This is a genomic window from Pseudolysobacter antarcticus (assembly GCF_004168365.1).
Classification (GTDB): domain Bacteria; phylum Pseudomonadota; class Gammaproteobacteria; order Xanthomonadales; family Rhodanobacteraceae; genus Pseudolysobacter; species Pseudolysobacter antarcticus.
In genome coordinates this window covers 4,550,266-4,573,408 of sequence record NZ_CP035704.1, presented here as the reverse complement: position 1 = coordinate 4,573,408, position 23,143 = coordinate 4,550,266, and the positions used below count along the sequence as shown (strand labels likewise).

Here is a 23,143-nt window from a genome sequence, read left to right as displayed (position 1 = left end):
CGCTTTGCTCCTACAGGCCCAGAATCATCTGGGCGATGATGTTGCGTTGGATCTCGTTCGATCCGCCGAAGATGCTGAGCTTGCGCAGGTTGAGATAGGTCGAGGTTTCACGCGCGATCTCGCCGCTGGTATCGCGATAGATCAGCGCATCGGCACCGAGCACTTCCATCTGCAGTTCGGACAATCGCTGCATGATTTCGGTGCCGCGGATCTTCAGCATCGAGGCTTCCGGCCCTGGCGCCTGTTTTTTTGCCTCGGCAAAAATCACGCGCATGTTGGTGATTTCGAGCGCTCGCAACTCGATTTCCACTTGCGCGATACGCGTGGCGAACAGCGGATCCTGCAGCATCGTCGCGCCGGCTTTCGGCTGCGCCGCGGCCATCTGTTTCAGGCGCGCGAGTTCGCGTTTGCTGGCGCCGATCCCGGCGATGTTGGTGCGTTCGTGGCCGAGCAGAAACTTGGCGTAAGTCCAGCCCGCGTTCTCTTCGCCAATGCGATTGCTCACCGGCACACGGACGTTGTCGAACCAGATTTCGTTGACCTCGAATGTGCCGTCGAGCAAGCGCGTCGGACGCACGGTGATGCCCGGCGTTTTCATGTCGATCAGCAGAAACGAAATGCCGCGTTGCGGTTTGCCGCTGCTGTCGGTGCGCACTAGGCAGAAGATCCAGTCGGCGAACTGGCCGAGCGTGTTCCAGACCTTCTGACCATTGAGCACATATTCGTCGCCATCGCGCTCGGCTTTCATTTTCAGCGAGGCCAGATCGGAACCGGAGCCGGGCTCGGAATATCCCTGGCACCACCAGTCATCAGCCGCAAGAATGCGCGGCAAAAAATATTGTTGCTGCTGCGGACTGCCATAACGCATCAACACCGGCGCAACCATCTTTACACCGAACGCGAGCTGCGCAGGCGCGTCAGCCAAGGCGCATTCGGTCTCGAAAATATATTGCTCGGTCTTGCTCCAGCCGGTGCCGCCGAATTCGACCGGCCACGCCGGCGCGCCCCAACCTTTAGCGTGCAGAATTTTCTGCCAGTTCTGGATATCGTCGCGGATATGGCTGTCGTCGCTGCGATGCATGCGATCGCGAATCTCCGCGGGCAACGCCGTGGCGAGAAACTCGCGCACCTGGTCGCGGAACGCTAGCTCTTCCGCGTTGAAATCGAGATCCATAAAAACTCCGCTGGCTAAATCAGGTGGCTGTGGCGACGGCGTAATAACGCACCAGCATCTGCGCGACGCAGGCGGGTTTATCACCGTTTTCAATTTCGACGATGGCGGACCAGAACACCTGGATTCCGCCGCTCACGGGCTCGATGCGATCAAGCACAATGCGCGCACGGATGCGCTCGTTCACACGCACCGGCGCGGGCAGGCGCACATGATCGAGGCCGTAATTAATCGCCATGCCGATGCCATCGATACGCACGCAGGATTGCATCAGTATCGGGATCAACGATAGCGTCAGGTAACCGTGCGCGATCGTGGATTGGTACGGCGATTCGCGGCGCGCGCGTTCGGGATCGACATGAATCCATTGCGTATCGCCGGTGGCTTCGGCGAAACGCTGAATGCGCTGTTGATCGATGGCGAGCCAATCGCTGCACGCGACTTCGCGACCGATCCAGCCCGACAAGGCCTCAAGATTTTCGATGATTTGCATGGCGCGCTCAGACGATTTCGAACAAGCCCGCGGCACCTTGACCACCGCCGACACACATCGTCACCACTGCGTATTTCACGCCGCGGCGTTTGCCCTCGATCAGCGCATGGCCGACCAGCCGCGCGCCGCTCACGCCGTACGGATGGCCGACCGCGATCGCGCCGCCGTTGACATTGATGCGGTCGTGCGGAATGCCGAGCGTATCCATGCAGTACAACACCTGCACGGCAAACGCTTCGTTGAGTTCCCACAGGCCGATATCGTCGACTTTCAGGCCGGCGCGCTTGAGCAGTTTCGGCACGGCAAACACTGGGCCAATTCCCATTTCGTCCGGCTCGCAACCGGCAATCGCGAATCCGCGAAAGATGCCAAGTGGCTTGATCCCGCGCTGCTCGGCGAGCTTGCCATCCATCACCACGACCGCCGATGCGCCGTCGGAAAACTGACTCGCATTGCCGGCTGAAATCACACCGCCGGGGAGTGCGCTGCGGATCTTCGCAACGCCTTCGTACGTCGTGTCGGCGCGGATGCCTTCATCAGCAGTCACGGTCACTTCGCGCGTCAACAGTTGCAGCGTTTTCGGATCGGCAACCCCCGCGAGCACGGTGATCGGCACGATCTCGTCGTTGAATTTTCCGGCGGCTGCGGCTGCTGCCGCGCGCTGCTGACTTTCGGCGCCGTAATGATCCTGGCGTTCGCGCGAAATACCGTAACGTTTGGCCACGGTTTCGGCGGTCTGCAACATCGGCCAGTACAACTCCGGCTTGTGTTCGAGCAGCCAGCCTTCGCTGAGCATGTGCATATTTGTGTATGGCTGCACGCACGAAATACTTTCCACGCCACCGGCGACATGGATATCGCCTTCGCCCGCGATCACACGCTGCGCGGCCATCGCGATCGTCTGCAAACCGGACGAACAGAAACGATTCACGGTCGCGCCCGGTACAGTCACCGGCAAGCCCGCGCGCAACGCAATTTGTCGCGCGATATTGACGCCGGTCGCGCCTTCCGGATTGGCGCAACCCATGAGCACATCTTCAACTTCGGCCGGATCGATGCCGGCGCGTGCGACCGCGTGCTGCACGACGTGACCGCCGAGCGTCGCGCCGTGCGTCATGTTGAAGGCGCCCTTCCAGCTCTTGGCCAGACCGGTGCGTGCGGTGGATGCGATAACTGCTTCTTTCATGTGTTTTCCCGATCGTAGCGTGGTGGATCAGCGGTTGAACGACTGGCCGGCCTCAGCCAGTTGCACCAGCAGCGGTGCGGGTTCCCAGGCTTTGCCCTCATGGCCTTTGGCATAACGGCGCATCGCCGCGAGCACGTTGTACAGGCCAACGCTGTCGGCATAAAACATCGGGCCGCCGCGCCAGATCGGGAAGCCGTAACCGGCCAGATAAACGATGTCGATATCCGATGCCTTGGCCGCGATGCCTTCGGCGAGAATGTGCGCGCCCTCGTTGACCAGCGCGTAGACCAGTCGCTCGACGATTTCCTCGTCGCTGATCGCACGTCGGCTCAGGCCGATATCCGCGGAATGTTTTTCGATCAGCGCATTCACCTCGGCGGATGGATGCGCATTGCGATCGCCGGGTTTGTAGTCGTACCAGCCTGCGCCGGTTTTCTGGCCGTAGCGACCGAGTTCGCAAATCAGGTCGGCGGTTTTCGAGTAGGTCAGATCGGGTTTTTCTAGCGCACGACGTTTGCGGATGGCCCAGCCGATATCGTTGCCGGCGAGGTCGCCCATGCGGAACGGCCCCATCGCGAAACCGAACTTTTCCATCGCGCGATCCACCTGCTGCGGCAGCGCGCCTTCGTCAAGCAGAAATCCGGCCTGGCGACTGTATTGCTCGATCATGCGATTGCCGATAAAACCGTCGCACACGCCCGATACCACGGCGGTCTTGCCGATCTTTTTCGCCAGCGCCATCACCGTCGCCAGCACGTCTTTGGCCGTCTGTTTGCCGCGCACGACTTCGAGCAATTTCATGACGTTCGCCGGGCTGAAAAAATGCATGCCGAGCACATCCTGCGGGCGTGCGGTAAATGCGGCGATGCGATCGACGTCTAGCGTCGAGGTATTGCTTGCGAGGATTGCACCGGGTTTGGCCACCGCATCGAGCTGGGTGAACACCGCCTGCTTGACGCTGTATTCCTCGAACACTGCCTCGACGATCAGATCGGCATCTTTCAAATCTTCGTACGACAAGGTCGGCGTGATCAACGCCAAACGCTGCTCGACCTGTTCGGCGGTCAGCTTGCCTTTCTTCGCGCTGTTCTCGTAGTTCTTGCGGATCGTGGCGAGGCCGCGATCGAGTGCGTCCTGTTTGGTTTCCAGCAACGTCACCGGAAGTCCCGCGTTGAGGAAATTCATACTGATGCCACCGCCCATCGTGCCGGCGCCGATCACGCCGACCCGGCGAATTTCGCGCAGCGGCACGTCCGCGCCGATGTCGGCGATCTTGCCCGCGGCGCGCTCGCCGAAAAAGCCGTGGCGCAAGGCCTTGGATTCCGGTGTCTGGATAAGCAGGGCGAAGGCCTCGCGTTCGACCTGCATGCCTTGATCGAACGGCTTCAACGCCGCCGCTTCGATCGCATCCAGACATTTCAACGGCGCCGGATAATTAACCGATGCGGCGGTAACCGCGGTGCGCGCAAAGCCGAGAAAACCTTCGGCGTTTTCGTGCTTGATTTTCCAGTCGCGCACCTTCGGCAGTTTTGCGCCGCTGCTCGCGACTTCGCGCGCCAAGGCTATCGCGGCTTCCAGCGCATCGCCGTCGACTACGCGATCGAAAAGTCGGGTCTTGGCCAGTAACGACGCTGCCACCGGCGTACCGGAAACGATCATGTTGGTGGCGGCTTCCAAACCCACCGCGCGCGGCAGACGCTGCGTGCCGCCAGCGCCCGGCAGCAAGCCGAGTTTCACTTCCGGCAAGCCGATTTGTGCGCGACTGCTGGCGACGCGATAGTTGGTGCCGAGGGCCAGTTCAAGGCCACCGCCGAGCGCGAGTCCGTTGATCGCAGCCACCACGGGTTTGCTGCTGCGTTCGAACGCGGCGATCACGGTCGGCAAGGTCGGTTCCTGCTCGGCCTGTGGCGTGTTGAATTCGCGGATGTCGGCGCCACCGGAAAAAGCGCGCTCGCCACCGCTGACCACGATCGCGCGCACTTGCGCATCGTCCAGGGCCTGGGTCAACGATTCCACCAAGCCACGACGCGTGGCGATGCCGAGGCCGTTGACCGGCGGATTGGCCAGGGTGAGTACGGCAATGCCGTCATGGATTTCGTAGCTGACTGACATCTTTTTTCCTGCGTGGTGGTGATGGATCGTTATGACGTATCGGTGGGATATTCGGGCCGCTTTTGTCCCTGCCAAGCCGTGAGTTTGCGCGCAAGAGCGGTGTTGCCGTTTCCGTGCACCAGGCACACTCAAGTTCCGTAGAATGGAACTTTGTTCTGGACGCCCGATATCGTACCGACACCTCGCCACTTCGACAAGAGTCAGAGCATACGCTTGCGAATGTGGATAGAGCCTTTTAGGATGCCATTCGATTACAGAACATAGTTCCGTATCACGGAATTAAATCTCTATCCACAGACGGGATCTCGCATGGATTTTTCCTACACTCCGAAAGTCGAAGCTTTGCGCGCCGAACTCACGCGCTTCTTCGATCAGTATATTTATCCGAACGAAGCGGCGTACCTGCAGGAAATTCAGCGCAACCGCGATACCGGCAATGCGTGGATTCCGACCGCTGTGATCGAGCAACTGAAACCCCGTGCTCGCGAGCTCGGTTTGTGGAATTTGTTCCTGCCGCGCTCACCACGCGCGCCGGAAGGATTGTCGAATCTCGAATACGCGCCGCTGTGCGAAATCATGGGTCGCGTGACGTGGGCGTCGGAGGTTTTCAACTGTTCCGCGCCTGATACCGGCAACATGGAAACCATCGAACGTTACGGCACTGAGGCACAAAAAGATCGTTGGCTCGAACCGTTGCTGGCCGGCGAAATCCGCTCGGCTTTCCTCATGACCGAACCTGCCGTGGCGTCGTCGGATGCGACCAATATCCAGTGCTCGATTCGCCGCGATGGCGATGAATATGTGATCAACGGCCGCAAGTGGTTTGCCTCCGGCGCGGGCGATCCGCGTTGCGCGCTGTACATCGTGATGGGCAAGACCGATCCAGACGCCGCCAGTCATCAGCAGCAATCGATGGTGCTGGTGCCGGCCGAAAGCAAAGGCATCGAAGTGCTGCGTCCGTTGTCGGTGTTCGGTTACGACGATGCGCCGCACGGCCATATGGAAATCGAACTGCGCGACGTGCGTGTGCCGGTCAGTAATTTGTTGCTCGGCGAAGGTCGCGGTTTCGAGATCGCGCAGGGACGATTGGGGCCGGGCCGCATCCACCATTGCATGCGCATCATCGGCGCGGCGGAGCGTGCGCTCGAACTGCTGTGCCAGCGCGTACAAACACGCGTGGCGTTCGGTAAACGCATCGCCGATCACTCGATCTGGCACGAGCGCATTGCCGACTCGCGTTGCATGATCGAGCAGGCGCGGCTGCTCACGCTGAAGGCCGCATCGATGATGGATACAGTTGGCAACAAGGTGGCGCGTGCCGAAATCGCGATGATCAAAGTGGTCGCGCCGAGCATGGCCTGCCAGATTCTGGACTGGGCCATCCAGGCGCACGGCGGCGCCGGCGTGAGCCAGGATTTTCCACTCGCGAGCCTGTATGCCGGCATCCGCACCTTGCGCCTCGCCGATGGCCCGGACGAAGTGCATCGCGCCACCATCGCCAAGCTCGAACTTGCGCGGCACACGATTCGCACCACCGCATGATTGCCTTTAGCGCGGATTGGCGAGGAGTAGCGCATGGGTAGTCCGAAGCGCGCTAGCCACACCTTTGCGCAGAACATCGACGACAGCCATCCGCAATTCGTCAGCGCGGTGGCGCGTGCGTTTTCGATCCTGCGCTGCTTCGAACAAGGCGCGCAGTATCTGGGAAATCAGGATATCGCGCGGCAAACCGGTTTGCCGAAAACCACGGTATCGCGCCTGACCTTCACCCTCGCCGCGCTGGGGTATTTGAGCTACAGCGCCGCGCTGGAAAAATACGCGCTCGGCACGGCGGTGCTGTCGCTCGGCCACGCCTTGATCAAGGGCAACGACGTGCTCGCGATCGCGCGCCCGCTGATGCGCGAACTGGCCGACTACACCCAGTCGGCGGTGATGCTGGCCGAAGGCGATCGCGACCATCACCGCATGGTCTTGCTCGAAGTCTGCCAGGGCGATGCGACCTTCCAGATGAACCTCACGGCTGGCGCACGCGTGCCGCACGGCTCGACCGCGTTGGGCCGCGCCGATCTGGCGTCGCGTTCCGACGAGGCCTTCGCGCAGTACCTAATCAATCTGGAAAAAGAATGCGAGCCGGGCTACTGGCCACGCATTCGCGCCGGCATCGTGCGTGCGCGGCAGGACTATCAGAACTACGGATTCTGTTTCTCGATGGGCGACTGGAACGCCGAAGTTTTTGCGATCGGCGTACCGCTGGTTTCCGCTGACGGCAGCCGCGTACTCGCGTTCAATTGCAGCGGACGCGTGTCGGTCATGACACGAGAAAAACTGCTGCAGGATTTTGGACCGAAACTGCTGGCGTTGCGCGACAAGGTGCTGGAGCGGACGGAAGGGCGGTTTTGATTCTTTCGTCGTCTCGCGTCAAGCAAGTTTTCAACGTGATGAGTTTGGCAACAGTCTAGTTACCCCACTACACCTCAGTTGATCAATGCGGTTCTCTGAAATACTGGCGCGAACCGCGTCAAACACTGCGGTGATTGAGTGTTGATTGTTGGTTGCGAACCATGCCGAGCACTGCCAAGGAGCGACTATCCGGCAAACGTGGCGCGGTTTATGATTATTCGCGAATGGTATCCACGCGCCCATGATCTGGAGAATGTTTGGCCATGACGGAAGCCAGATTTGTACCGCTTGCTGGCTATCGCAGTTTTTCCGAACCCGAAATGCTTGAGCGTTCGCGTGACTTTGCGATTGAACTCTCGCGTCGACGTACCGTGCGCGAATTTTCAGATCGACCGATCCCGCGTGAAGTGATCGAAAATTGTCTGCGCGCCGCCGGCACTGCTCCGAGTGGTGCTCATCAGCAGCCGTGGCGGTTCATGGCCGTCGCCGATGCCCAGATCAAGCATCGTATCCGAGTTGCGGCAGAAGAGGAGGAGCGTGAGTTCTACACACATCGTGCGCCGCCGGATTGGCTGGCGGCTCTGGCACCGCTGGGGACTCATGCCGAAAAGCCGTTTCTCGACATTGCACCGTGGCTGATCGCCGTGTTCTACGAACGCTTCGGGCTCGATGCCGAGGGGCTGAAGTCCAAGCGCTACTACCCACATGAGTCGGTCGGTATCGCCTGTGGTTTCCTGATCGCAGCACTCCACCACGCCGGCATCGCGACGTTGACGCACACTCCCAGTCCTATGGGATTTCTCAACGAGATCCTTGGTCGTGGCAAGAACGAGATGCCGTTCCTCGTGCTGGTCGCAGGATATCCGGCAGTGGGTTGCCAGGTGCCGGATATCACACGCTTCGCGCTGGATCAGTACACGACATTTTTTTGAAAACGTGTGGGTTGACTTGTGGTGTTGCGCGGATCGGCGAACTGATCACGCAGCCCGGCGAATCGACCGAATGCGCGACCAAGTTACGCTGTGCGTCACGCAATCGGCGCATGCGCTTAAAAGATTGCCGAAAAAATCATGATGGTGACGCCGGGGTCGTTCGTACGCAGGAAAGCGTCCGCGTAACGGCGATGATTCGCTACTTCTTGGGTTCCAGCGCTTTGACTTTCAGACTCGTCTTCGCCGCGGTCAGCAACAACTCGGAAGACAAACGAATTCGGTAGTCGGGATTGACATAAACGAACTGAACAACGCCCTCGGCATCGATGACGAAAACCGAAGGTACCGGCAACACGTTTTCGGTTTCGCCGGGAGCGTGCGAGAGCGTGATGCCGTAGCCGCGATATTTTTCCACGGTCGATTCCGGCAGGCGGAAACCCACGCCGAACGCCTTGATTGCAGCGAGATCAGTATCGGAATAGATCGCGTATTTCAGGCCGTGCTTGTCCAGCGTTTTCTTGATCTGTTCCGGTGGATCCGGTGTCAGCGCGACGATCTGATAACCCATGGCTGAGAGTTTGTTTTCAATACCGTTCAGTTGGCTCAGTTGCAGATTGCAGAACGGACACCATCCACCCCGGTAAAACACCAGCACTGTTGGTTTTCCCGCGGCGATTCCCACGAGGGACTGCAAGTTGCCATCAAGCGCACGGACCTTGATGTCGGGAACATGTGTCCCGATCAAGACGGGCGTGACGGTTTCAGCGCTGTCGGCAATGCCGGCTGCCTGCGTGATAGAAGCGCCGAGAATGAGGCATGCGATAGCAAATAGTCGAAACATGGTGAGTATCTCCAGGAGGACGGGCACCGCAGAGACCCGATTGCCGTCCTGTTGCTTTCACATTGATGATCTAACGTGCTAGTGAAATCTGTCCACGAAAACCTTGGATCAAGGGTTACCACAAACGATACGCCCTCAAACCGACGTGCCTAGCAGATATGAAATGCGTGGCCCAAGTGCCGCGAGTGCTGGAAGATCATCTAGCTCTACGGCACCATTCGCGAGCCGTGCCGCGTCAAGTGACGAATTCTCAATGCCGCGACGCAGATCCCGCCATTGCTAGCTGGGAGCTTATCGACGCGACGTCATTCTGCTTCCAGGCTGAACACGCAGCCGCCTGACAAAATCGTAACCACCCGATAGGCAGAGATTAAAGAAGCGTCACGGATATGCCGACCAGGGCGCCGCCGATGTCTGCTACATTCCCAAATCTTCGGCACAGGGGCCAGCGCAATGCGTACTTCCGAATCGGTTTTCGCTCGCCGTGTCACGACCGTCATGCGGCGTCCGCTCGCGTTGGCGCTAGCGCTGGGTCTGGGCCTCACGCCACTCGCCGGCATTGCCGCCACGATCATTGTGAAATCCTCCGGCGATGCGGGCAGCGCAGCCACTTGCACATTGCGCCAGGCGATCGTTTCGATGAATACCGGCTCTCTGGCGGGCACCGCCTGCGTGAACAGCTCAGCGATAGGATTCCATAGCAACGACATCATCAATTTCGACGCCACCACGTTTCCTGTGGGCGGCGCTAACACGATCACGCTTGCTGATGTCAGTACGAATGTGCTGTCGATCAGCGATGCCCAACTCACCCTCGACGCTAATGCGAATGGTCAGGTGACGATCCAGCGCCCGTCCGGCGCTAGCAACAGCTTCGGCATCATCGACCAAAGCCAGCCGGGTGGCGGCTCGCTCACGTTGAATTCTCTCACCCTGACCAATGGCTCCGGCAACTCGGGCGGCGCCATACTAAATGCGTTCGCAAACGGGCATCTCACGCTGATGAACTGCACGATCAGCGGCAACCAGGGGGGCTTGGGCGGTGGCATCGAGTCAGATGGTTTTCTGACCCTGATTGACACCTCGGTCAGCGGAAATAGTGCAACTCAGGGCGGTGGCATCGCTTCGCGGAGTACCCTCACGCTGGTCAACAGCACCGTCAGCGGAAATAGTTCTTTCTACGGCGGCGGCGGTATCTATATCGCGGGCAACCTCACGCTGACCAACAGTACAATCAGCGGAAATTCGACGGTAAACGATAGCGGCGGCGGTATCTACATGTTAGGCGGTGGCATGACGCTGAAAAACAGCACGATCAGCGCGAACCAAGTCCCGGGTAACCGTTCGGGCGGCGGCATCCAAAACAATAGTGCTACTGCACCTGTGGCGATCAATTCGATCATCGCCGGTAACGTGGGTCCCGATATCAGTGGCAGCAATACGAGCCCGGGGGCCGGTTCTTCAGGCAATATCATCGGCGGCAATCCCCAACTCGGCGTCTTGGCCAATAACGGCGGCCCGACCTGGACCATGCTGCCGCTGCCCGGCAGCCCAGCGATCGATGCACTCACCTGCACGAATGCGCCAGCCACAGATCAACGCGGCATTGCTCGTCCGCAAGGCCCGCAATGCGATATCGGCGCGGTGGAAGCGACGCTGGCGGAATCGACGGCGCCACCGATGATCACGAAAGTCTTTGGCGCGGCAGCGATTACGCTGAACAGCACCACATCGCTGACATTTACACTCACCAATCCGAACGCGGGAAGATCCCTGACAGGCGTGGCGTTCACCGACAGCCTGCCGGCCGGGCTGGTGGTGGCGACGCCGAATGGATTGACGACCACCTGCGGCGGTACCGCGACAGCTATCGCGGGGGCTTCTTCGGCGAGCTTATCGGGTACAACCTTGGCCGGCGGCGCCTCCTGCACGGTGGGGTTGAGCGTGAAGGGCACGACGCTCGGCGTGAAGAACAACAGCGTACAGGTGACCTCCACGAATGGCGGTGTCGGCAATACGTCGAATGCGACGTTAACCGTCGGGACGTTGCCAACGAGCATCGCGAAAGTATTTGGTACAGCAAGGCTTTCGCTAAACAGCACTACGTCGCTGACTTTCACCGTCACCAATCCGAACGCGGGTGCGTCGCAGACGGGCGTTGCCTTCACCGACAGCTTTCCTGCGGGACTGGAAGTTGCCACGCCGAATGGATTGACCAACACCTGCGGCGGCACCGCGACGGCCGTGGCGGGGGCATCCTCGGCGAGCCTATCGGGCGCAACACTGGCCGGTGGCACCTCATGCACGGTGGCGGTGGGCGTGAAGGGCACGACGCTCGGCGTGAAGAACAACAGCGTACAGGTGACCTCCACGACTAGCGGCATCGGCAACACGTCGAATGCGACGTTGACGGTCTCGTTGTGCACACGCAACGACACGGTCTACTGCGAAGGGTTCGAGGCTGCAACGGTCAAAACGCTTTATGAGGGCGACATCTCGAGCGCACGTCCGTGGGGCGTCGCCGTCGATTCCAGCGGCAATGTGTTCTTCGCCGATTACGCCACCAGCACTGTGAAAGAGATCCTGGCCGCTGGCGGCTATAGCACGGTCAACACACTCGGCAGCGGGTTCAGCCTCGCTTACGGTCTCGCCGTCGATGCCAGCGGCAACGTGTTCGTCGCCGATACCTACAACAACGCAGTGAAGGAGATCCTCGCGCCCGCCTATACAACGGTCATCACGCTCGGCAGCGGATTCAACCATCCTGCCGGCGTCGCCGTCGATGCCAGCGGCAACGTTTTCGTCGCTGATTTCAACAACAACGCGGTGAAAAAGATCCTGGCGCCAGGCTATACGACGGTCAACACGCTCGGCAGCGGGTTCAGCTCGCCCACCGGCGTCGCGGTCGATGCCAGCGGCAATGTATTCGTCGCCGACTTCCTCAACAACGCCGTGAAGAAGATCCTGGCGCCTGGCTATACGACGGTCAACACGCTCGGCAGCGGATTCTACAAGCCCTTTGGCGTCGCCTTGGATACCAGCGGCAATGTATTCGTCGCCGATACCTTCAACAACGCGGTGAAGGTGATTATGCCGGCTGGCGGCTACACGAAAATATTCACAGTCAGCAGCGAGTTCGCCAACCCCCGCGGTGTCGCGGTGGATGCCAGCGGCAACGTGTTTGTCGCCGATGATTTCAACTACGCGGTGAAGGTGATCCTGGCACCCGCCTTCCCGCCCTATAACTGAACAGCAACAGTTCGCTGACCTTCACTGTCACCAATTCAAACGCAGGTGTGTCTCTAGAGGGCGTTGCCTTCACCGACAGCCTGCCTGCACGGTTACCTTGATCGAGTTGCTCTTGTGGACGATACGCCCTCAAATCGACGTGCCCAGCAGATGTGGAGCACGCGGGCTGAGTGCCGCGAGCGCCGGAAGGTCATCGAGTTCTGCCGAGCCATTCGCTTGCACGTAACCGAGGATTTCAGCGGCCAGATTATCGAGCATCGTGATGTTGTCGCGAATGCGTTGCTCCAGCGCGACAACATCGAGGCTATCGCGCAGGCCGCGGTTGAGTTCGACGAACCACGGTCGCTGACATTGATCCATCATCTGCGTCGGATTTTTGCCTATCGCGCTGCCAGCGGCGCGGCGCAACAGTAATTGCACATCGCGATTCAGCGCTTCGCTCGCCGCGAGCGGCTGTTGCAAACGCATGAATAGTGCAACGTCGGTGAGCCGTCGCTGGAAGAAAAACTGGCACAGCACGCCCCAGTAATAGGCGTAGTCCCAAGTCACTTTCAGCGGCATGAACTCGGCGTGGCCGAACATTGGATATTGGCCTTCGTACAATGCCAGCGTGTTGCGATAGAACGAAAAATAAAGCTGCTCGTAAATGCGTGCCTCGCGCGCGAAGTTTTCACCGCGACTGTCACGCCCGATCAGCGCGGTGATGTAGGTATTGCCGATCGCGATGAAGTCGCTGCCCGGCGAATAGAACGGGTCGAGAAACAATCCGGCATCGCCGGTCAACGCCCAGCGATCGCGCGAGAAAACCTGCTTGCAGCCATGTGAAAAATGCCGCAGAAAAGCGAAATCCTGCAAGTGTTCGCGGTGGCCGTCGAGCTCGCGATACAGGCGCGGCTGATGCTCGGCGAACCACGCCATCGCCTTGTCGAAAGTGTTGATGGTTTCCAGCGGATGCAAGCCGGCGTCGGCGACAATGCCGACCGAATGCGAGCCCGACGACAACGGAATCAGCCACGCCCAATAACCCGGGCCGCACAGATGATTGGTGGAGCGCCAGCGCTCAGCCGGCGTGCAGCGCGAGCACCACGCGGGATCGTCCGACCAGTCATCGATGGTGATGCGTTGGTCGATGCGAAACCAGATCGCGTTGACATCGTGCGCATTGCTCTCGGCAAGATCGAGCTTGCGCTTGAGCAGGCCGGCGCGTCCGCTGGCATCGATCAGCCAACGCGCCTGCGCGGCATGCTCGGTGCCGTCGCGCGTAAAACTCACGCTATGCGACGCACTGCCGTTGGTGGCAAGCTCGATCGTGCGCACGGTTGCGCCGTCAATGAATTCTGCGCCGAGTTCGGCGGCGTGTTCGGCCAGATAATTTTCGAAGATGCCACGGTCGAGCTGATAACTCGGCGTCGGCAAAACTTCACTCACGCCGAGTTCGGTGGTGCGATCAACATCATCGCGGCCCTCGCTGAAGAAAAAACGAAAACCGAATTTGCGCAGCTGGCGATCATTCAAATGCGCCTTGAGCCCGAGCACGCTCTCGAAATAATGTGCGCCGATTTCGACCGACGATTCGCCGACCTTGAACGCGGCTTCCGGCACCGGATGGCGATTGCGTTCGAGCACACGCACCGTGAGTGTCGGCAATTCGCGGCGCAACTGGATCGCCAGCGTGAGGCCGGCCAAGCCGCCGCCAAGGATCAACACATCGCTGTGTTCGGTCTGCATCGGCGCGGCTCCAAGCGAGAGAAACAAGTCGCGAGTCTAACGCTTGTGCGGCACTCCGTAATACGCCTGTTCAAGCCCGATAGATATCCAAGGTGCGATAGTCATCGTTCTCCCATGCACCAATCGGCGCACGCTGTGCGATAAATCAAACCATCAACGCAAACTCACTGTCTGGTGTTTCCACGCCGGATCCTGCCAGCGATAAAACAGCGTCAGCGAGCTTGGGCTATCGGCGTGTTTCTCGACCGCGAGCGTCTGCATTTCGAGGATATCGAAGCTGCGCTCGAAGCGGCCGTTGATACGCGCCTCGCGCGCGGTCAGTACCTTGTCGGCGCCTGGAATCCAACCGGCGAATTCGACATAACCGAGTTCGGGATCGCCCGCTGCGGGCGGCACGACATCGATGCGCCAGCCGTCGCTCGTATGATGAAACAACCACAGCTCGCGCCAGCTATCCAGCGGCTGCACGGCGAGCGCGAGCGCCGTGCCTTGCGCATTCGCCGCGGCTGAATCCGGCCAGACAATCGCGAACGTGCAACGTTGCGCCAGTGGTGCGGCCTGATCATGTTTTGCATCGAGCAATGCGATGCAGGTTTCGCCGGTCTTGCCCGCGCTCGTCACCACGCGCAATGCGGTTGATGGTGTATGCACCGTCGCGCTTGCCCAGCGTGATGCGCCGACGTGCGCGGCGGCATCGTTGTAGGCGCTTGCATCGTCTTCGGCCAACTCGGTTTTGCTCACGGCAGCCAGTTCCTGCATTGCGAGGTTGCCCGCTTCTTGCGCCGGTTCGCCGCGGCGCGTGCGCTCGAAAGCGATGCTGGCCCAGACCGACGCGCTACGCAGGCGCAGACGATTTTTTATATGCTCCGGCAAATTGGCACGCGGTGCGCGCGCCAGCACTTCACCGCGCCAGCTATCGAGACTGGCGCGATTGGTCGGTGTGAGATCGGGATCGATACATTCCGCACGCGTCAACGCCAACGCCGCGCGCGCTTTCTGTTCGTCGGTTGCGTTCAACGCCAGCACGCGACGAAACGCTTCGCCGTCGTAGCAGAGTTGCATGCGGCCCTCGCGCTCGAAACTGCTGATGACAATACCGTAGTTCGCCACGACTTCGAGATGCGCGGCAATCACCGCATCGTCGGCCTTCGCGTGGTGCGACGATGCGCGCCGCGCCAGCCGCTCGGCCATCGTGCCGAGCGCATCAAACGGCTCCGCGCCAATCGCGCTCGCCGGTGCAGCCTTGAGATAAGCCGCAGCGTAAGCGATACCCATCGCCTCGGCGCCCGGCGTTTCGCGCAGGAAACGCACCACGGCGAGAAGCTCCGCGGCGTTGTCCGCTTCCAGTGGCAGCAGGCGAACCTGCGCCGCGCGCACGTAACCCGCGCGCTCGCGGCGATGATCATAGACCTGCAAAAAATCCTGACGTTGACCGCGCACCTCCAGCGTATCGCCTTGCCACAACACCGCTTGTTGTTGCGCCGAATCGCGCGCGGCGGCACGCAGCGCGGTTTGATCCTGGGTGACGATCGCGGTAACAGTTGGCTTGTCCGCGGGCGCCGGATCGGCGATCGCGGATTGCATCATGACCAAGCTGAAAATTGCGACGACGATGCGTACCAGTTGCATTATTCGGACTCCCCGGCGGCGCTGGTTTTTGCATCCGACTCTGCTACGGCATTGCTCTTGCCATCGCGCCCGCGTTGCATGCCGCCGAGTAGTGCCGAGCCGATAAATCCGCCATCGGTCGGCGGTGGCGCGATGATCACCGAGATCTTGTCCGACAATTTGTCTGCCAGGGTTTTCTGGATCAGCAGCGGATGGCGCGTGATGAGTTCACCATCGCGTTCGAGCTGGTTGCTCGCGACCTTGCCGACCAGTTCGAGTCGATACGCTTCGGCGTCGGCGAGCTTGTGGCGCGAGTCGGCTTCACCGGCGGCTTCGATGCGTCGCGCTTCGGCCGTGCCCTCGGCAATCTTTATGCGCGAGCCCTTGTCGGCCTCGGCTTCGAGCTTGCGTTGTTCGATCTGCTGCTGCTTGAACGGCAGCACATGTTTCATCGCTTCTTCCTGCGCCTTGGCGGCGATGATCTGTTCGTTGGCGGAGGCTTCGGCGGCCTTGTCGCGCTTCACTTTTTCGGCATCGCCTTGCAGCTCGGCTTCTTTCACTTCCTTCTCTTTCAACTGCAGCGTGTATTGCATTTTTTCGGTTTCGAGTTCCACCGCGAGCAGCTTGTCCATACCCGCGCGATAGTCCGGCGGCAGATCGACATTGCCCATCATCACGCGGCGCAACACCAGTCCATCCGCGGCCAGCAACGGCTTCAATTCGGTTTCGATCACATCTTGCAGCTCTTGGCGTTTCGTCGAAAAAATTTCGCGCACGGTGTAGCGTGTGAACACCTTGTAGATCACGCCTTGCACCAGCGGTTCGACCAGCTCGCTGTTGATATCGGTCGGCAGGTTTTTCGAAATCGCCACGAGCTTGGTCGGGTCGAGTGCATAACGAATCGTCAGATCGACGCCGAGCGACAAACCTTCGGACGATTGAAACGGCGCCGCGCCATTGGCCTTGCTGCTCTGCTCGGGATGGTAGGTCTGATCCTGCAGCGAATAACGACGCAGTTCGTGCAAGCCCGGAATCATCAGCACCGCGCCTTCACCGAGCGGCGTCGCCGAACCGCTGAATCGGTTCATGCGAATGCCGACCTGGCCGCGCTCGACACTCTCGATCGGCGGATGCTTGACCAGCTCGTAACCACCCACAACCAGCACGGCAATGGCGATAAAACTTTTGCGGAAAACGACACGCGAAATACGATTCAGCAACAACGTGGTGCGGCCTAACATGATAGCCCCCAGAGGCGATTGGTAATCAGCAAGCCGGCGCAATACGCGATTGCGTCGCGCCGGTAAATTCGCTGGAAGTCGCCGTTCTATCGGGAGCGGGATGACTCGGTTTCATGCCGTTTTTCGATGCACACGACGGTTTCCCGCGTGTGTGCAGAAGAACACCCGCAACTGCCTGCGCGCGGCCACAGATGCGGCGCGTTGCGGCTAAGTTGTGGCGGATTGCGGGCAGCGAAACGCGCCTGGGAAATTCGCTGCCCTTTGTCTCAATTAAAGTCGACTTTATCAATAAGCGAGCAGACGTCGAATATCGGCGCGACATGCGGTTGCCGCGCGCGCATCTCTCGTTGCTTTGTCTTATCCGACGCGCTTCAACACAATGTCGTGGCCTTCACGACGGCTGACGAAGCCGGTCAATTTCCCGTTGGCATCGCGTTGAAAAATGCGTCGCGTGCGTGGCTGACCGGGAGTGAAAAAAACATCGCGCAGTTCCGCCTGGATCACGAACGGTTTGCCGTCGTTGATCGTGCCGCTGAGTTCGTCGCCGTTGCGCACGATCTTGTAGACAAAATCGGTTGAGGCTTGATACGTGCCGACGTATTCGTCTAGCGACTTGGCGGGCAATTTGATCGCTGGCGGATCATCCTGCATGGCAAGCGTCTGGCTCGATATCATTTTCCAGTCCGCACCTTGCTTGAGCCAGACTTCGGTCGAGCGATATTTCGCGTGCATGGTCTGGCCGTGGAAGGCGAAGGTCGAGACGTCGGTGAAGGTCGTCACGGCGACCGATCTGCCATGCATCTCCAAGCCGAAATCGGTCTGCACAAGATGATTCGAAACGCCGCTGGGCGATGGCACCGCGCTCGCGACGATGTCCTTTTTTGCCGACAGATTGCCGCCCTCGTCCATGAACGCAACACGATCGTCGAGATACTTCTCGATCACTTTCGCATCGCCCGACGCTGAGGCATCGGAAAATTCCTGCGACTGGCGTTTGATCAACGCCTCGACAGTTTCGGTCGCCGTGGCACAAGCGCTGGCGAGCAATAGTGCTGCGCCGAGAAACGTGGGGAGAATACGATGGTGCCGAGGCATGGAATGATCCTGCAATGAACCGGGAGTGGTTCAAAACATGCTGGCACACGAGAAAAATTTGCACCGCGGCCACAAGTCACACTCACGGCCAAAGGAGTGAAAAACGCGACATCCCGAAGCATTCGATCGGGCAAATCCAAACCGCTGCAGCGACTTAATCCAGCACGATGCCCTGCATGCGCACGATATCGGCGGGTGTCAACGTTGCGGCTTGCTTGCCCCATTGCTGGCGTATGTAATTCAAGATCGCGACGACCTCGGTCGAGCTCAGTTGCTGCGCGAACGGCGGCATCGAATACGGCCGTGGATTGAGTGCGGTGGTCGGCACGACACCGCCATACAACACCAAACGCACGGCGTTCATCGGATCGCTCGCGAGCACCGACACCGCATCGCGCAACGGCGGGTAGATATTCTCCTTGCCGCGGCCGTCCTTGCCGTGACAATCGGCGCAATGTTTTTCGTACAGCGCCAGACCGTCGCCCGCGCTTGCGCCGAGATCGTGTTCGATCTTGTGGATTTCTGCCGGCGGATTTTTCGCAACACGAATCAACTTGAGATAGGTCGCGGTCGCGACTGCATCCTCTGCAGTCAGATATTGCAGGCCATTCAAAACGACTTCGGCCATCGGTCCGTAGGCCGCGCCATGCGTGGACGTTCCGGCGCGTAAAAACTCGGCGAGTTCGTCAATCGAAAAACGCGTGAGACTCGTATCGTCCAGTGCGGGCGCGTACCAGCCCTGCACCGGAATCACGCCGCCAGCGAGATAACCGCTGGCCGGTAACGATGCGAGCGCGCCACGCGTGCTGTGGCAGAACGCGCAATGTCCGAGCGCATCGACGAGGTAACGACCTCGATTCCATACCGCCGATTGCGCGGGATTCGCGACAAAATTCTGTGGCCGATAATTGAACATGCGCCAGAGCAGGATCGCGCCGCGGCGGCTCTCTGGAAATTCGAGCGCATTGGCCTGCGCCGGTGCATGCATACTCGGCACACTGCGCAGGTAGGCGAACAACGCATCGATATCCGCATCGACCAGTTTCGAGAAATTTTCGTACGGAAAAACCGGATACAGAAAGCCATGCCGACTGACGCCGTTGCGCAGCACATGACGGAATTCTTCGAGCGACCAGTCGCCGAGGCCGGTGCGTTGGTCCGGCGTCAGGTTGGTGCTGTAGACCGTGCCATAAGGCGTATCGAACGCGCGACCACCGGCAAATTCTGCGCCACCGCGCGTGGTGTGGCAGATGCCGCAATTGCCGATACGCGACAGATATTTTCCATGTTCCACAACATCGACAGTGGCCGAAATCGGCGCCGCGGCAGCGCGTGGAATCTGCATCGGTGCGAAACCGCCCTGCAGCAAAAACAGCACAGCGCCGATCCCGACAAAAACCAAAATCAGTGGTGCGATTGCCGCCAGAAAAATACCGCGACGCAACTTCATGGCGCAGCCTGTGCAAACGGCAACTTGCCGCATGCGAGCGGCGGCACGAAGGTTCCTGCGGCAGCGGGGTGGCGCGCATCAGCGAAGGATTGCTGCGACAGCCACGCCGCGACGGCGATGATATTTTCCGAGGTAAGTTTGCCGGCGATATTCGCCATGCAATCCGGCGCGGTCGAATGCCGCACGCCATTCTGCCAACCGCCGAGTTGCGCGACGATGTAATCCGCCGGCAAGCCGACCAACGCCGGAATGCCCGGCTCCAGGCCGGTGAGATCGGTACCGTGGCATGCGCTGCAAGCAGGCACGCCCGCCGCTGCATCGCCATGTCGAACCAGTTGTTCGGCGCGCTCCTGCATGACCGCACTCAACGATGGTGCGGCGTTGTCGGCAGCACGCAGGCGCGGAGCCTGCGCCGCGTAGTAGTCGGCGATATCGCGCATGTAGGCATCGTCGAGGTACTGCACCAGCGACACCATCTGCGGATAAACACGCCGACCGTCGCGAAAACCCTGCAATTGATCGAACAGATAACCCGCGGGTTTGCCGGCGAGGTGCGGATAATATTCGGCACCGCGTTTGCCTTCGCCGTGCTCGCCGTGACAGGCGGCGCACGCGGCGAGGCGATCATGCAGATCCAGCGCTTGCGCGAATCCATCGATCGCGAAAACAAGCATGGCGAGGCTGAGAAAGCGGGCAAAAAAATGATGCATGGCCGCGACAATATACCACCGCGCCATGCATCATTTTATGCGTGAACAAAGTCGATTTTGCGCATCGATGCAGATCGCATTCGACGCACCGGACAACTCGATCAGCGCAAATGTGCGTGCAAAAAAATCGTCAGAAATGAATATTGCCGTTTTCGCCAAGCAAGCCGACCACACCGATGATGATCAGATAAATCGCGACGATGAAGTTGAGCAAGCGCGGCACGATCAGGATCAGGATGCCGGCGATTAGCGAGATGATCGGGGCGAGGCTCAGATGAATATTCATTAGCGATACTCCTTGGTTGGTTGGGCCGAAACTTTTCGCGGCGCGGGTTATGAAGGCGACGATTTTGCTACTCGAGTGCGGTTAATATCACGCCGGTTTCGAGCACCTTGTATTTGCCATCTTCGGTATCGACCACGAGCAATCCAGTGGACGTAAACAACTCCGGTGGTCGCGGAATGCTCTCGCGTTCCGTCTCGCCCGAAAATTCGATTTCGCCGACACGCACGATAATATCGTAATTGTTGCCGTCGTCACCAAGCGCGCGAAATTCACCTCTTACTGGCATGCAATGCTCCTGTTGTGATGGATGAAATACGCAAGTGTTATACCTTGCGTTGTCGCGAACATGCCGTGAAAATTTGTTCACGTATGGCCGGATAAAAATTCTTGTTCACGCGCCGTTGCGTTAGCGAAATCGAATACACAGACGAAGTGATCGGATCAAATTCGTGGAATGACCTGGCCTCAAACCATGCCGAATCCCAAAGCAAATTGACGCGCTGTCGACGTCTGTTGATCGATGCTTGCGTGCTTCGAACAGGAATCATTCCATGAAGCTGCGCCATTATCTTGCCGTCCTCGCACTGCTTGCGGTGTTGCTACTCGTATCCTGCATCACTCAAGGAAATCGCGACGTGCCGCAACTCACTTCCACCGCAAAAATCGATCTGCAACGCTACATGGGCGCGTGGTACGTGATCGCGAACGTGCCGTATTTCGCCGAGAACGGCAAGGTCGCCACGCGTGATGTCTACACCCTCAACGAGCAAGGCGAAGTCGAGACTACTTACGTATACCGCAAGGCATTTGGTGAGCCGGAAAAGACTGCCGGTTCGCTCGGTATCGTGCAGCCGAACAGTGAGAACCGCTATTGGGTGATTCGCTTTTTCTGGCTGTTTCGCGCCGACTATCTGATTCTCGAAACCGCGCAGGATTATTCGTGGGCCTTGATCGGCCAACCGAGCCGCAAGCTGGGCTGGGTGTTTTCGCGCGACGCCGCGATGGACGATAAAAAGTATGCCGAGCTGCTCGAAAAATTTCGTGGTTACGGTTACGAATCCGATCGCTTCAAACGCGTGCCACAGTTTGCGGAACAGGTGGGCAAGCCCGGGTTTCAGTAGGCAAAATTTACGCGCCGAATAATTTCGGCGTCGGTCTGCTGCGATCAAAATCGCGCATGTCACAGTTCAGAACGATCTTGCGTATTACCGGTTAACACCTCATACCGGAGTTACGCATGCGCTTTTTCTATCTACTGCTGGCTTGCATTTTTTCGCCGTGTTTTATTGCTCAAGCGGCGGAACACCTTAGCTGCAAGGTTCCAATCAGCAGCCCGGTTGACTTGCGTGCGGTTGCCTTGTTGAGCATGCCCAATGGCAATGTCAACACGATCTTTCAGGCAGCCACCCAATCCGGCGTCTGTGGCAGTCAGGCCTGCATCGAGATTTACCGCCAGGATGCGAACTGTACGGGGTTGCCCAACCCGTTCACGATAAAATCGTTCGGATGGAGTTCCGTCGTCGCGGCGGCGCTTGATAGCCGCGGCCGTATGGTGGTCATCGGCAGTATCGTGGGCCCGGGTAGCAATGGCAGCGACTTCGCCATCGCGAGATTTCTCGGCGATGGCAGTGACGACCCGAGCTTTGCCGGCACAGGCCACACCACCGTCAACTTCGGTTTGGGTCAAAGCAACAATGATGTGCCGCAAGCGTTGGCGATCGATGCCGACGATAATATCGTGGTCGTCGGCTCAGCCCAGCGCTTCAACGTCGGTGACTACGATTTCGCCATTGCTCGATTGCGCGGTATCGATGGAAGTCTGGATACGAGCTTCAGCACTGACGGCATGACAACGGTGTTTTTCGACCTCGGTCCGGCGTTGCGCATCGATCAAGCCAATGCGGTCGCGATCGGTAATGACGGCAAGATTGTGATCGGCGGTATCGCTTACGACAGTGCCATCTCGCGCACTCGACCGGTGCTGGCACAGCTCAATGCAGACGGTTCTCCGGATTCCTCGTTCTGCAATACAACCTGCAATCTCAACGCCGGTTACAACACGTTCTTCAACGGCAAACGCGTCTATTATTTTGGTACCTTGAGCGCACACTCCGATGAGCTGCGCGGTATCGATGTTGCGGCCAACGGCGATATCGTGATTGCAGGCACTACCTACTCGGATGATGGCTCGGTCAGAAAAGCCGCTGTTGCGCGTTTTACAACCCTAGGCGCGCAGACCGCAGAAGCGCTGGAGCCGGGATTAAATGCAAACGGCAGTTTTGCTAGCGTGCGTTTTGCCGATGGTTTGGGCAGCCGCGTGATCGCTGCCGGTGACAGTGGTCCGGGGCCGAACTATTTTCTGCTGCAAGCCTTCACATCGACGCTTGGATTCGACAGTAGCTACGGCAGTTGCCTGACCAACAGCAGTGGGTTTTGCTTCATCGGCACCACCGGTCTTGGCGACGACGGCCCCAATGCCGCGGCGCATCTGAGCCTCGATGCGCGCGGTCGACCCATGTTCACCGGTACCTTCCACGTTTCTGATGATCCGAATCGCGGCCATATTCTGATTCAGAGCTTCAGCAACGATTTCGGGCCGCTGCCGGATCGGATTTTCCGCAACGGTTTTCAGTAATAAAGT

General features: G+C 59.3%; 20 protein-coding genes. 7 read left to right on the top strand and 13 right to left on the bottom strand.

The genetic code is table 11. The features are described 5' to 3' along the window. Window positions 1–10 precede the first annotated feature (10 nt). Genes ELE36_RS19605 through ELE36_RS19590 form a run of 4 tightly spaced genes read right to left on the bottom strand, consistent with a single transcriptional unit; the run spans window position 11 to window position 4,962 of the window. The gene (locus ELE36_RS19605; RefSeq protein WP_129836318.1) at window positions 11–1,174 is read right to left on the bottom strand and encodes an acyl-CoA dehydrogenase family protein; all 1,164 of its coding nucleotides are present in this window, start codon (window positions 1,172–1,174) and stop codon (window positions 11–13) included. A 19-nt stretch (window positions 1,175–1,193) separates the two neighbouring features. Then, on the bottom strand, window positions 1,194–1,664 hold the full coding sequence (locus tag ELE36_RS19600) for a MaoC family dehydratase (RefSeq protein ID WP_129836316.1): 471 nt from the start codon (window positions 1,662–1,664) through the stop codon (window positions 1,194–1,196). A 7-nt stretch (window positions 1,665–1,671) separates the two neighbouring features. After that, window positions 1,672–2,850: an acetyl-CoA C-acyltransferase gene (locus ELE36_RS19595; protein ID WP_129836314.1), complete on the bottom strand. Its 1,179-nt coding sequence runs from the start codon at window positions 2,848–2,850 to the stop codon at window positions 1,672–1,674. Window positions 2,851–2,877: 27 nt separating this feature from the next. Further along, on the bottom strand, window positions 2,878–4,962 hold the full coding sequence (locus tag ELE36_RS19590) for a 3-hydroxyacyl-CoA dehydrogenase NAD-binding domain-containing protein (protein WP_129836312.1): 2,085 nt from the start codon (window positions 4,960–4,962) through the stop codon (window positions 2,878–2,880). A 309-nt stretch (window positions 4,963–5,271) separates the two neighbouring features. Between ELE36_RS19590 and ELE36_RS19585 the strand changes: the two genes are divergently transcribed. The 3 genes from ELE36_RS19585 (at window position 5,272) to ELE36_RS19575 (ending at window position 8,294) form a co-directional block, all read left to right on the top strand. Then, window positions 5,272–6,504: an acyl-CoA dehydrogenase family protein gene (locus tag ELE36_RS19585; RefSeq protein WP_129836310.1), complete on the top strand. Its 1,233-nt coding sequence runs from the start codon at window positions 5,272–5,274 to the stop codon at window positions 6,502–6,504. A 33-nt stretch (window positions 6,505–6,537) separates the two neighbouring features. Beyond that, window positions 6,538–7,362, top strand: coding sequence for an IclR family transcriptional regulator (locus ELE36_RS19580; protein ID WP_129836308.1), 825 nt, complete (start codon window positions 6,538–6,540; stop codon window positions 7,360–7,362). A 263-nt stretch (window positions 7,363–7,625) separates the two neighbouring features. Then, on the top strand, window positions 7,626–8,294 hold the full coding sequence (locus ELE36_RS19575) for a nitroreductase family protein (RefSeq protein WP_129837040.1): 669 nt from the start codon (window positions 7,626–7,628) through the stop codon (window positions 8,292–8,294). 199 nt (window positions 8,295–8,493) lie between these two features. On the opposite strand, the gene ELE36_RS19570 is transcribed toward ELE36_RS19575, so the two are convergent. Beyond that, the gene (locus ELE36_RS19570; protein ID WP_129836306.1) at window positions 8,494–9,135 is read right to left on the bottom strand and encodes a peroxiredoxin-like family protein; all 642 of its coding nucleotides are present in this window, start codon (window positions 9,133–9,135) and stop codon (window positions 8,494–8,496) included. A gap of 453 nt (window positions 9,136–9,588) precedes the next feature. Here ELE36_RS19570 and ELE36_RS19565 point away from each other — a divergent pair, with 453 nt between their 5' ends. Together ELE36_RS19565 and ELE36_RS21240 are read left to right on the top strand one after the other, a co-directional pair. Next, window positions 9,589–12,384, top strand: coding sequence for an NHL repeat-containing protein (locus ELE36_RS19565; protein WP_129836304.1), 2,796 nt, complete (start codon window positions 9,589–9,591; stop codon window positions 12,382–12,384). Beyond that, window positions 12,381–12,485: a DUF7933 domain-containing protein gene (locus tag ELE36_RS21240; protein WP_129837038.1), complete on the top strand. Its 105-nt coding sequence runs from the start codon at window positions 12,381–12,383 to the stop codon at window positions 12,483–12,485. Before ELE36_RS19565 ends, ELE36_RS21240 begins: the two co-directional genes overlap by 4 nt. A gap of 28 nt (window positions 12,486–12,513) precedes the next feature. Here ELE36_RS21240 and ELE36_RS19555 read toward each other — a convergent pair whose 3' ends face one another. From ELE36_RS19555 to ELE36_RS19520, 8 genes are all read right to left on the bottom strand, one after another. Continuing rightward, a complete protein-coding gene (locus ELE36_RS19555) occupies window positions 12,514–14,112 on the bottom strand; it encodes an NAD(P)/FAD-dependent oxidoreductase (protein ID WP_129836302.1) in 1,599 nt (532 codons plus the stop codon). 153 nt (window positions 14,113–14,265) lie between these two features. Further along, the gene (locus ELE36_RS19550) at window positions 14,266–15,741 is read right to left on the bottom strand and encodes an SH3 domain-containing protein (protein ID WP_242512312.1); all 1,476 of its coding nucleotides are present in this window, start codon (window positions 15,739–15,741) and stop codon (window positions 14,266–14,268) included. Next, a complete protein-coding gene (locus tag ELE36_RS19545; RefSeq protein ID WP_129836301.1) occupies window positions 15,741–16,961 on the bottom strand; it encodes an SPFH domain-containing protein in 1,221 nt (406 codons plus the stop codon). Before ELE36_RS19545 ends, ELE36_RS19550 begins: the two co-directional genes overlap by 1 nt. Window positions 16,962–17,318: 357 nt before the next feature. Next, window positions 17,319–18,056, bottom strand: a complete 738-nt coding sequence (locus ELE36_RS19540; RefSeq protein ID WP_129836299.1) for a nuclear transport factor 2 family protein — start codon at window positions 18,054–18,056, stop codon at window positions 17,319–17,321. A 154-nt stretch (window positions 18,057–18,210) separates the two neighbouring features. Beyond that, window positions 18,211–19,506: a c-type cytochrome gene (locus ELE36_RS19535; protein ID WP_165371701.1), complete on the bottom strand. Its 1,296-nt coding sequence runs from the start codon at window positions 19,504–19,506 to the stop codon at window positions 18,211–18,213. Beyond that, window positions 19,503–20,180, bottom strand: a complete 678-nt coding sequence (locus tag ELE36_RS19530) for a c-type cytochrome (protein WP_129836295.1) — start codon at window positions 20,178–20,180, stop codon at window positions 19,503–19,505. The genes ELE36_RS19535 and ELE36_RS19530 overlap by 4 nt, the downstream gene beginning before the upstream one ends. 166 nt (window positions 20,181–20,346) lie before the next feature. Then, window positions 20,347–20,502: a DUF3096 domain-containing protein gene (locus ELE36_RS19525; RefSeq protein ID WP_129836293.1), complete on the bottom strand. Its 156-nt coding sequence runs from the start codon at window positions 20,500–20,502 to the stop codon at window positions 20,347–20,349. A gap of 67 nt (window positions 20,503–20,569) precedes the next feature. Then, entirely contained in the window at window positions 20,570–20,788 is a 219-nt protein-coding gene (locus ELE36_RS19520) for a hypothetical protein (RefSeq protein ID WP_129836291.1), read from the bottom strand. A 265-nt stretch (window positions 20,789–21,053) separates the two neighbouring features. Here ELE36_RS19520 and ELE36_RS19515 point away from each other — a divergent pair, with 265 nt between their 5' ends. Then, window positions 21,054–21,623, top strand: a complete 570-nt coding sequence (locus tag ELE36_RS19515) for a lipocalin family protein (RefSeq protein ID WP_129836289.1) — start codon at window positions 21,054–21,056, stop codon at window positions 21,621–21,623. 116 nt (window positions 21,624–21,739) lie between these two features. After that, window positions 21,740–23,137, top strand: coding sequence for a hypothetical protein (locus tag ELE36_RS19510; RefSeq protein WP_129836287.1), 1,398 nt, complete (start codon window positions 21,740–21,742; stop codon window positions 23,135–23,137). Window positions 23,138–23,143 lie beyond the last annotated feature (6 nt).

Excerpts from the sequence above, each read along its gene's own strand:
- ELE36_RS19510 (WP_129836287.1), top strand. The coding sequence starts at position 21,740 with ATGCGCTTTTTCTATCTACTGCTGGCTTGCATTTTTTCGCCGTGTTTT.
- ELE36_RS19595 (WP_129836314.1), bottom strand. The coding sequence starts at position 2,850 with ATGAAAGAAGCAGTTATCGCATCCACCGCACGCACCGGTCTGGCCAAG.
- ELE36_RS19555 (WP_129836302.1), bottom strand. The coding sequence starts at position 14,112 with ATGCAGACCGAACACAGCGATGTGTTGATCCTTGGCGGCGGCTTGGCC.
- ELE36_RS19550 (WP_242512312.1), bottom strand. The coding sequence starts at position 15,741 with ATGCAACTGGTACGCATCGTCGTCGCAATTTTCAGCTTGGTCATGATG.
- ELE36_RS19565 (WP_129836304.1), top strand. The coding sequence starts at position 9,589 with ATGCGTACTTCCGAATCGGTTTTCGCTCGCCGTGTCACGACCGTCATG.
- ELE36_RS19580 (WP_129836308.1), top strand. The coding sequence starts at position 6,538 with ATGGGTAGTCCGAAGCGCGCTAGCCACACCTTTGCGCAGAACATCGAC.
- ELE36_RS19530 (WP_129836295.1), bottom strand. The coding sequence starts at position 20,180 with ATGCTTGTTTTCGCGATCGATGGATTCGCGCAAGCGCTGGATCTGCAT.
- ELE36_RS19600 (WP_129836316.1), bottom strand. The coding sequence starts at position 1,664 with ATGCAAATCATCGAAAATCTTGAGGCCTTGTCGGGCTGGATCGGTCGC.
- ELE36_RS19535 (WP_165371701.1), bottom strand. The coding sequence starts at position 19,506 with ATGAAGTTGCGTCGCGGTATTTTTCTGGCGGCAATCGCACCACTGATT.
- ELE36_RS19520 (WP_129836291.1), bottom strand. The coding sequence starts at position 20,788 with ATGCCAGTAAGAGGTGAATTTCGCGCGCTTGGTGACGACGGCAACAAT.
- ELE36_RS19545 (WP_129836301.1), bottom strand. The coding sequence starts at position 16,961 with ATGTTAGGCCGCACCACGTTGTTGCTGAATCGTATTTCGCGTGTCGTT.
- ELE36_RS19585 (WP_129836310.1), top strand. The coding sequence starts at position 5,272 with ATGGATTTTTCCTACACTCCGAAAGTCGAAGCTTTGCGCGCCGAACTC.
- ELE36_RS19525 (WP_129836293.1), bottom strand. The coding sequence starts at position 20,502 with ATGAATATTCATCTGAGCCTCGCCCCGATCATCTCGCTAATCGCCGGC.
- ELE36_RS19590 (WP_129836312.1), bottom strand. The coding sequence starts at position 4,962 with ATGTCAGTCAGCTACGAAATCCATGACGGCATTGCCGTACTCACCCTG.
- ELE36_RS19570 (WP_129836306.1), bottom strand. The coding sequence starts at position 9,135 with ATGTTTCGACTATTTGCTATCGCATGCCTCATTCTCGGCGCTTCTATC.
- ELE36_RS19575 (WP_129837040.1), top strand. The coding sequence starts at position 7,626 with ATGACGGAAGCCAGATTTGTACCGCTTGCTGGCTATCGCAGTTTTTCC.
- ELE36_RS19605 (WP_129836318.1), bottom strand. The coding sequence starts at position 1,174 with ATGGATCTCGATTTCAACGCGGAAGAGCTAGCGTTCCGCGACCAGGTG.
- ELE36_RS19540 (WP_129836299.1), bottom strand. The coding sequence starts at position 18,056 with ATGCCTCGGCACCATCGTATTCTCCCCACGTTTCTCGGCGCAGCACTA.
- ELE36_RS19515 (WP_129836289.1), top strand. The coding sequence starts at position 21,054 with ATGAAGCTGCGCCATTATCTTGCCGTCCTCGCACTGCTTGCGGTGTTG.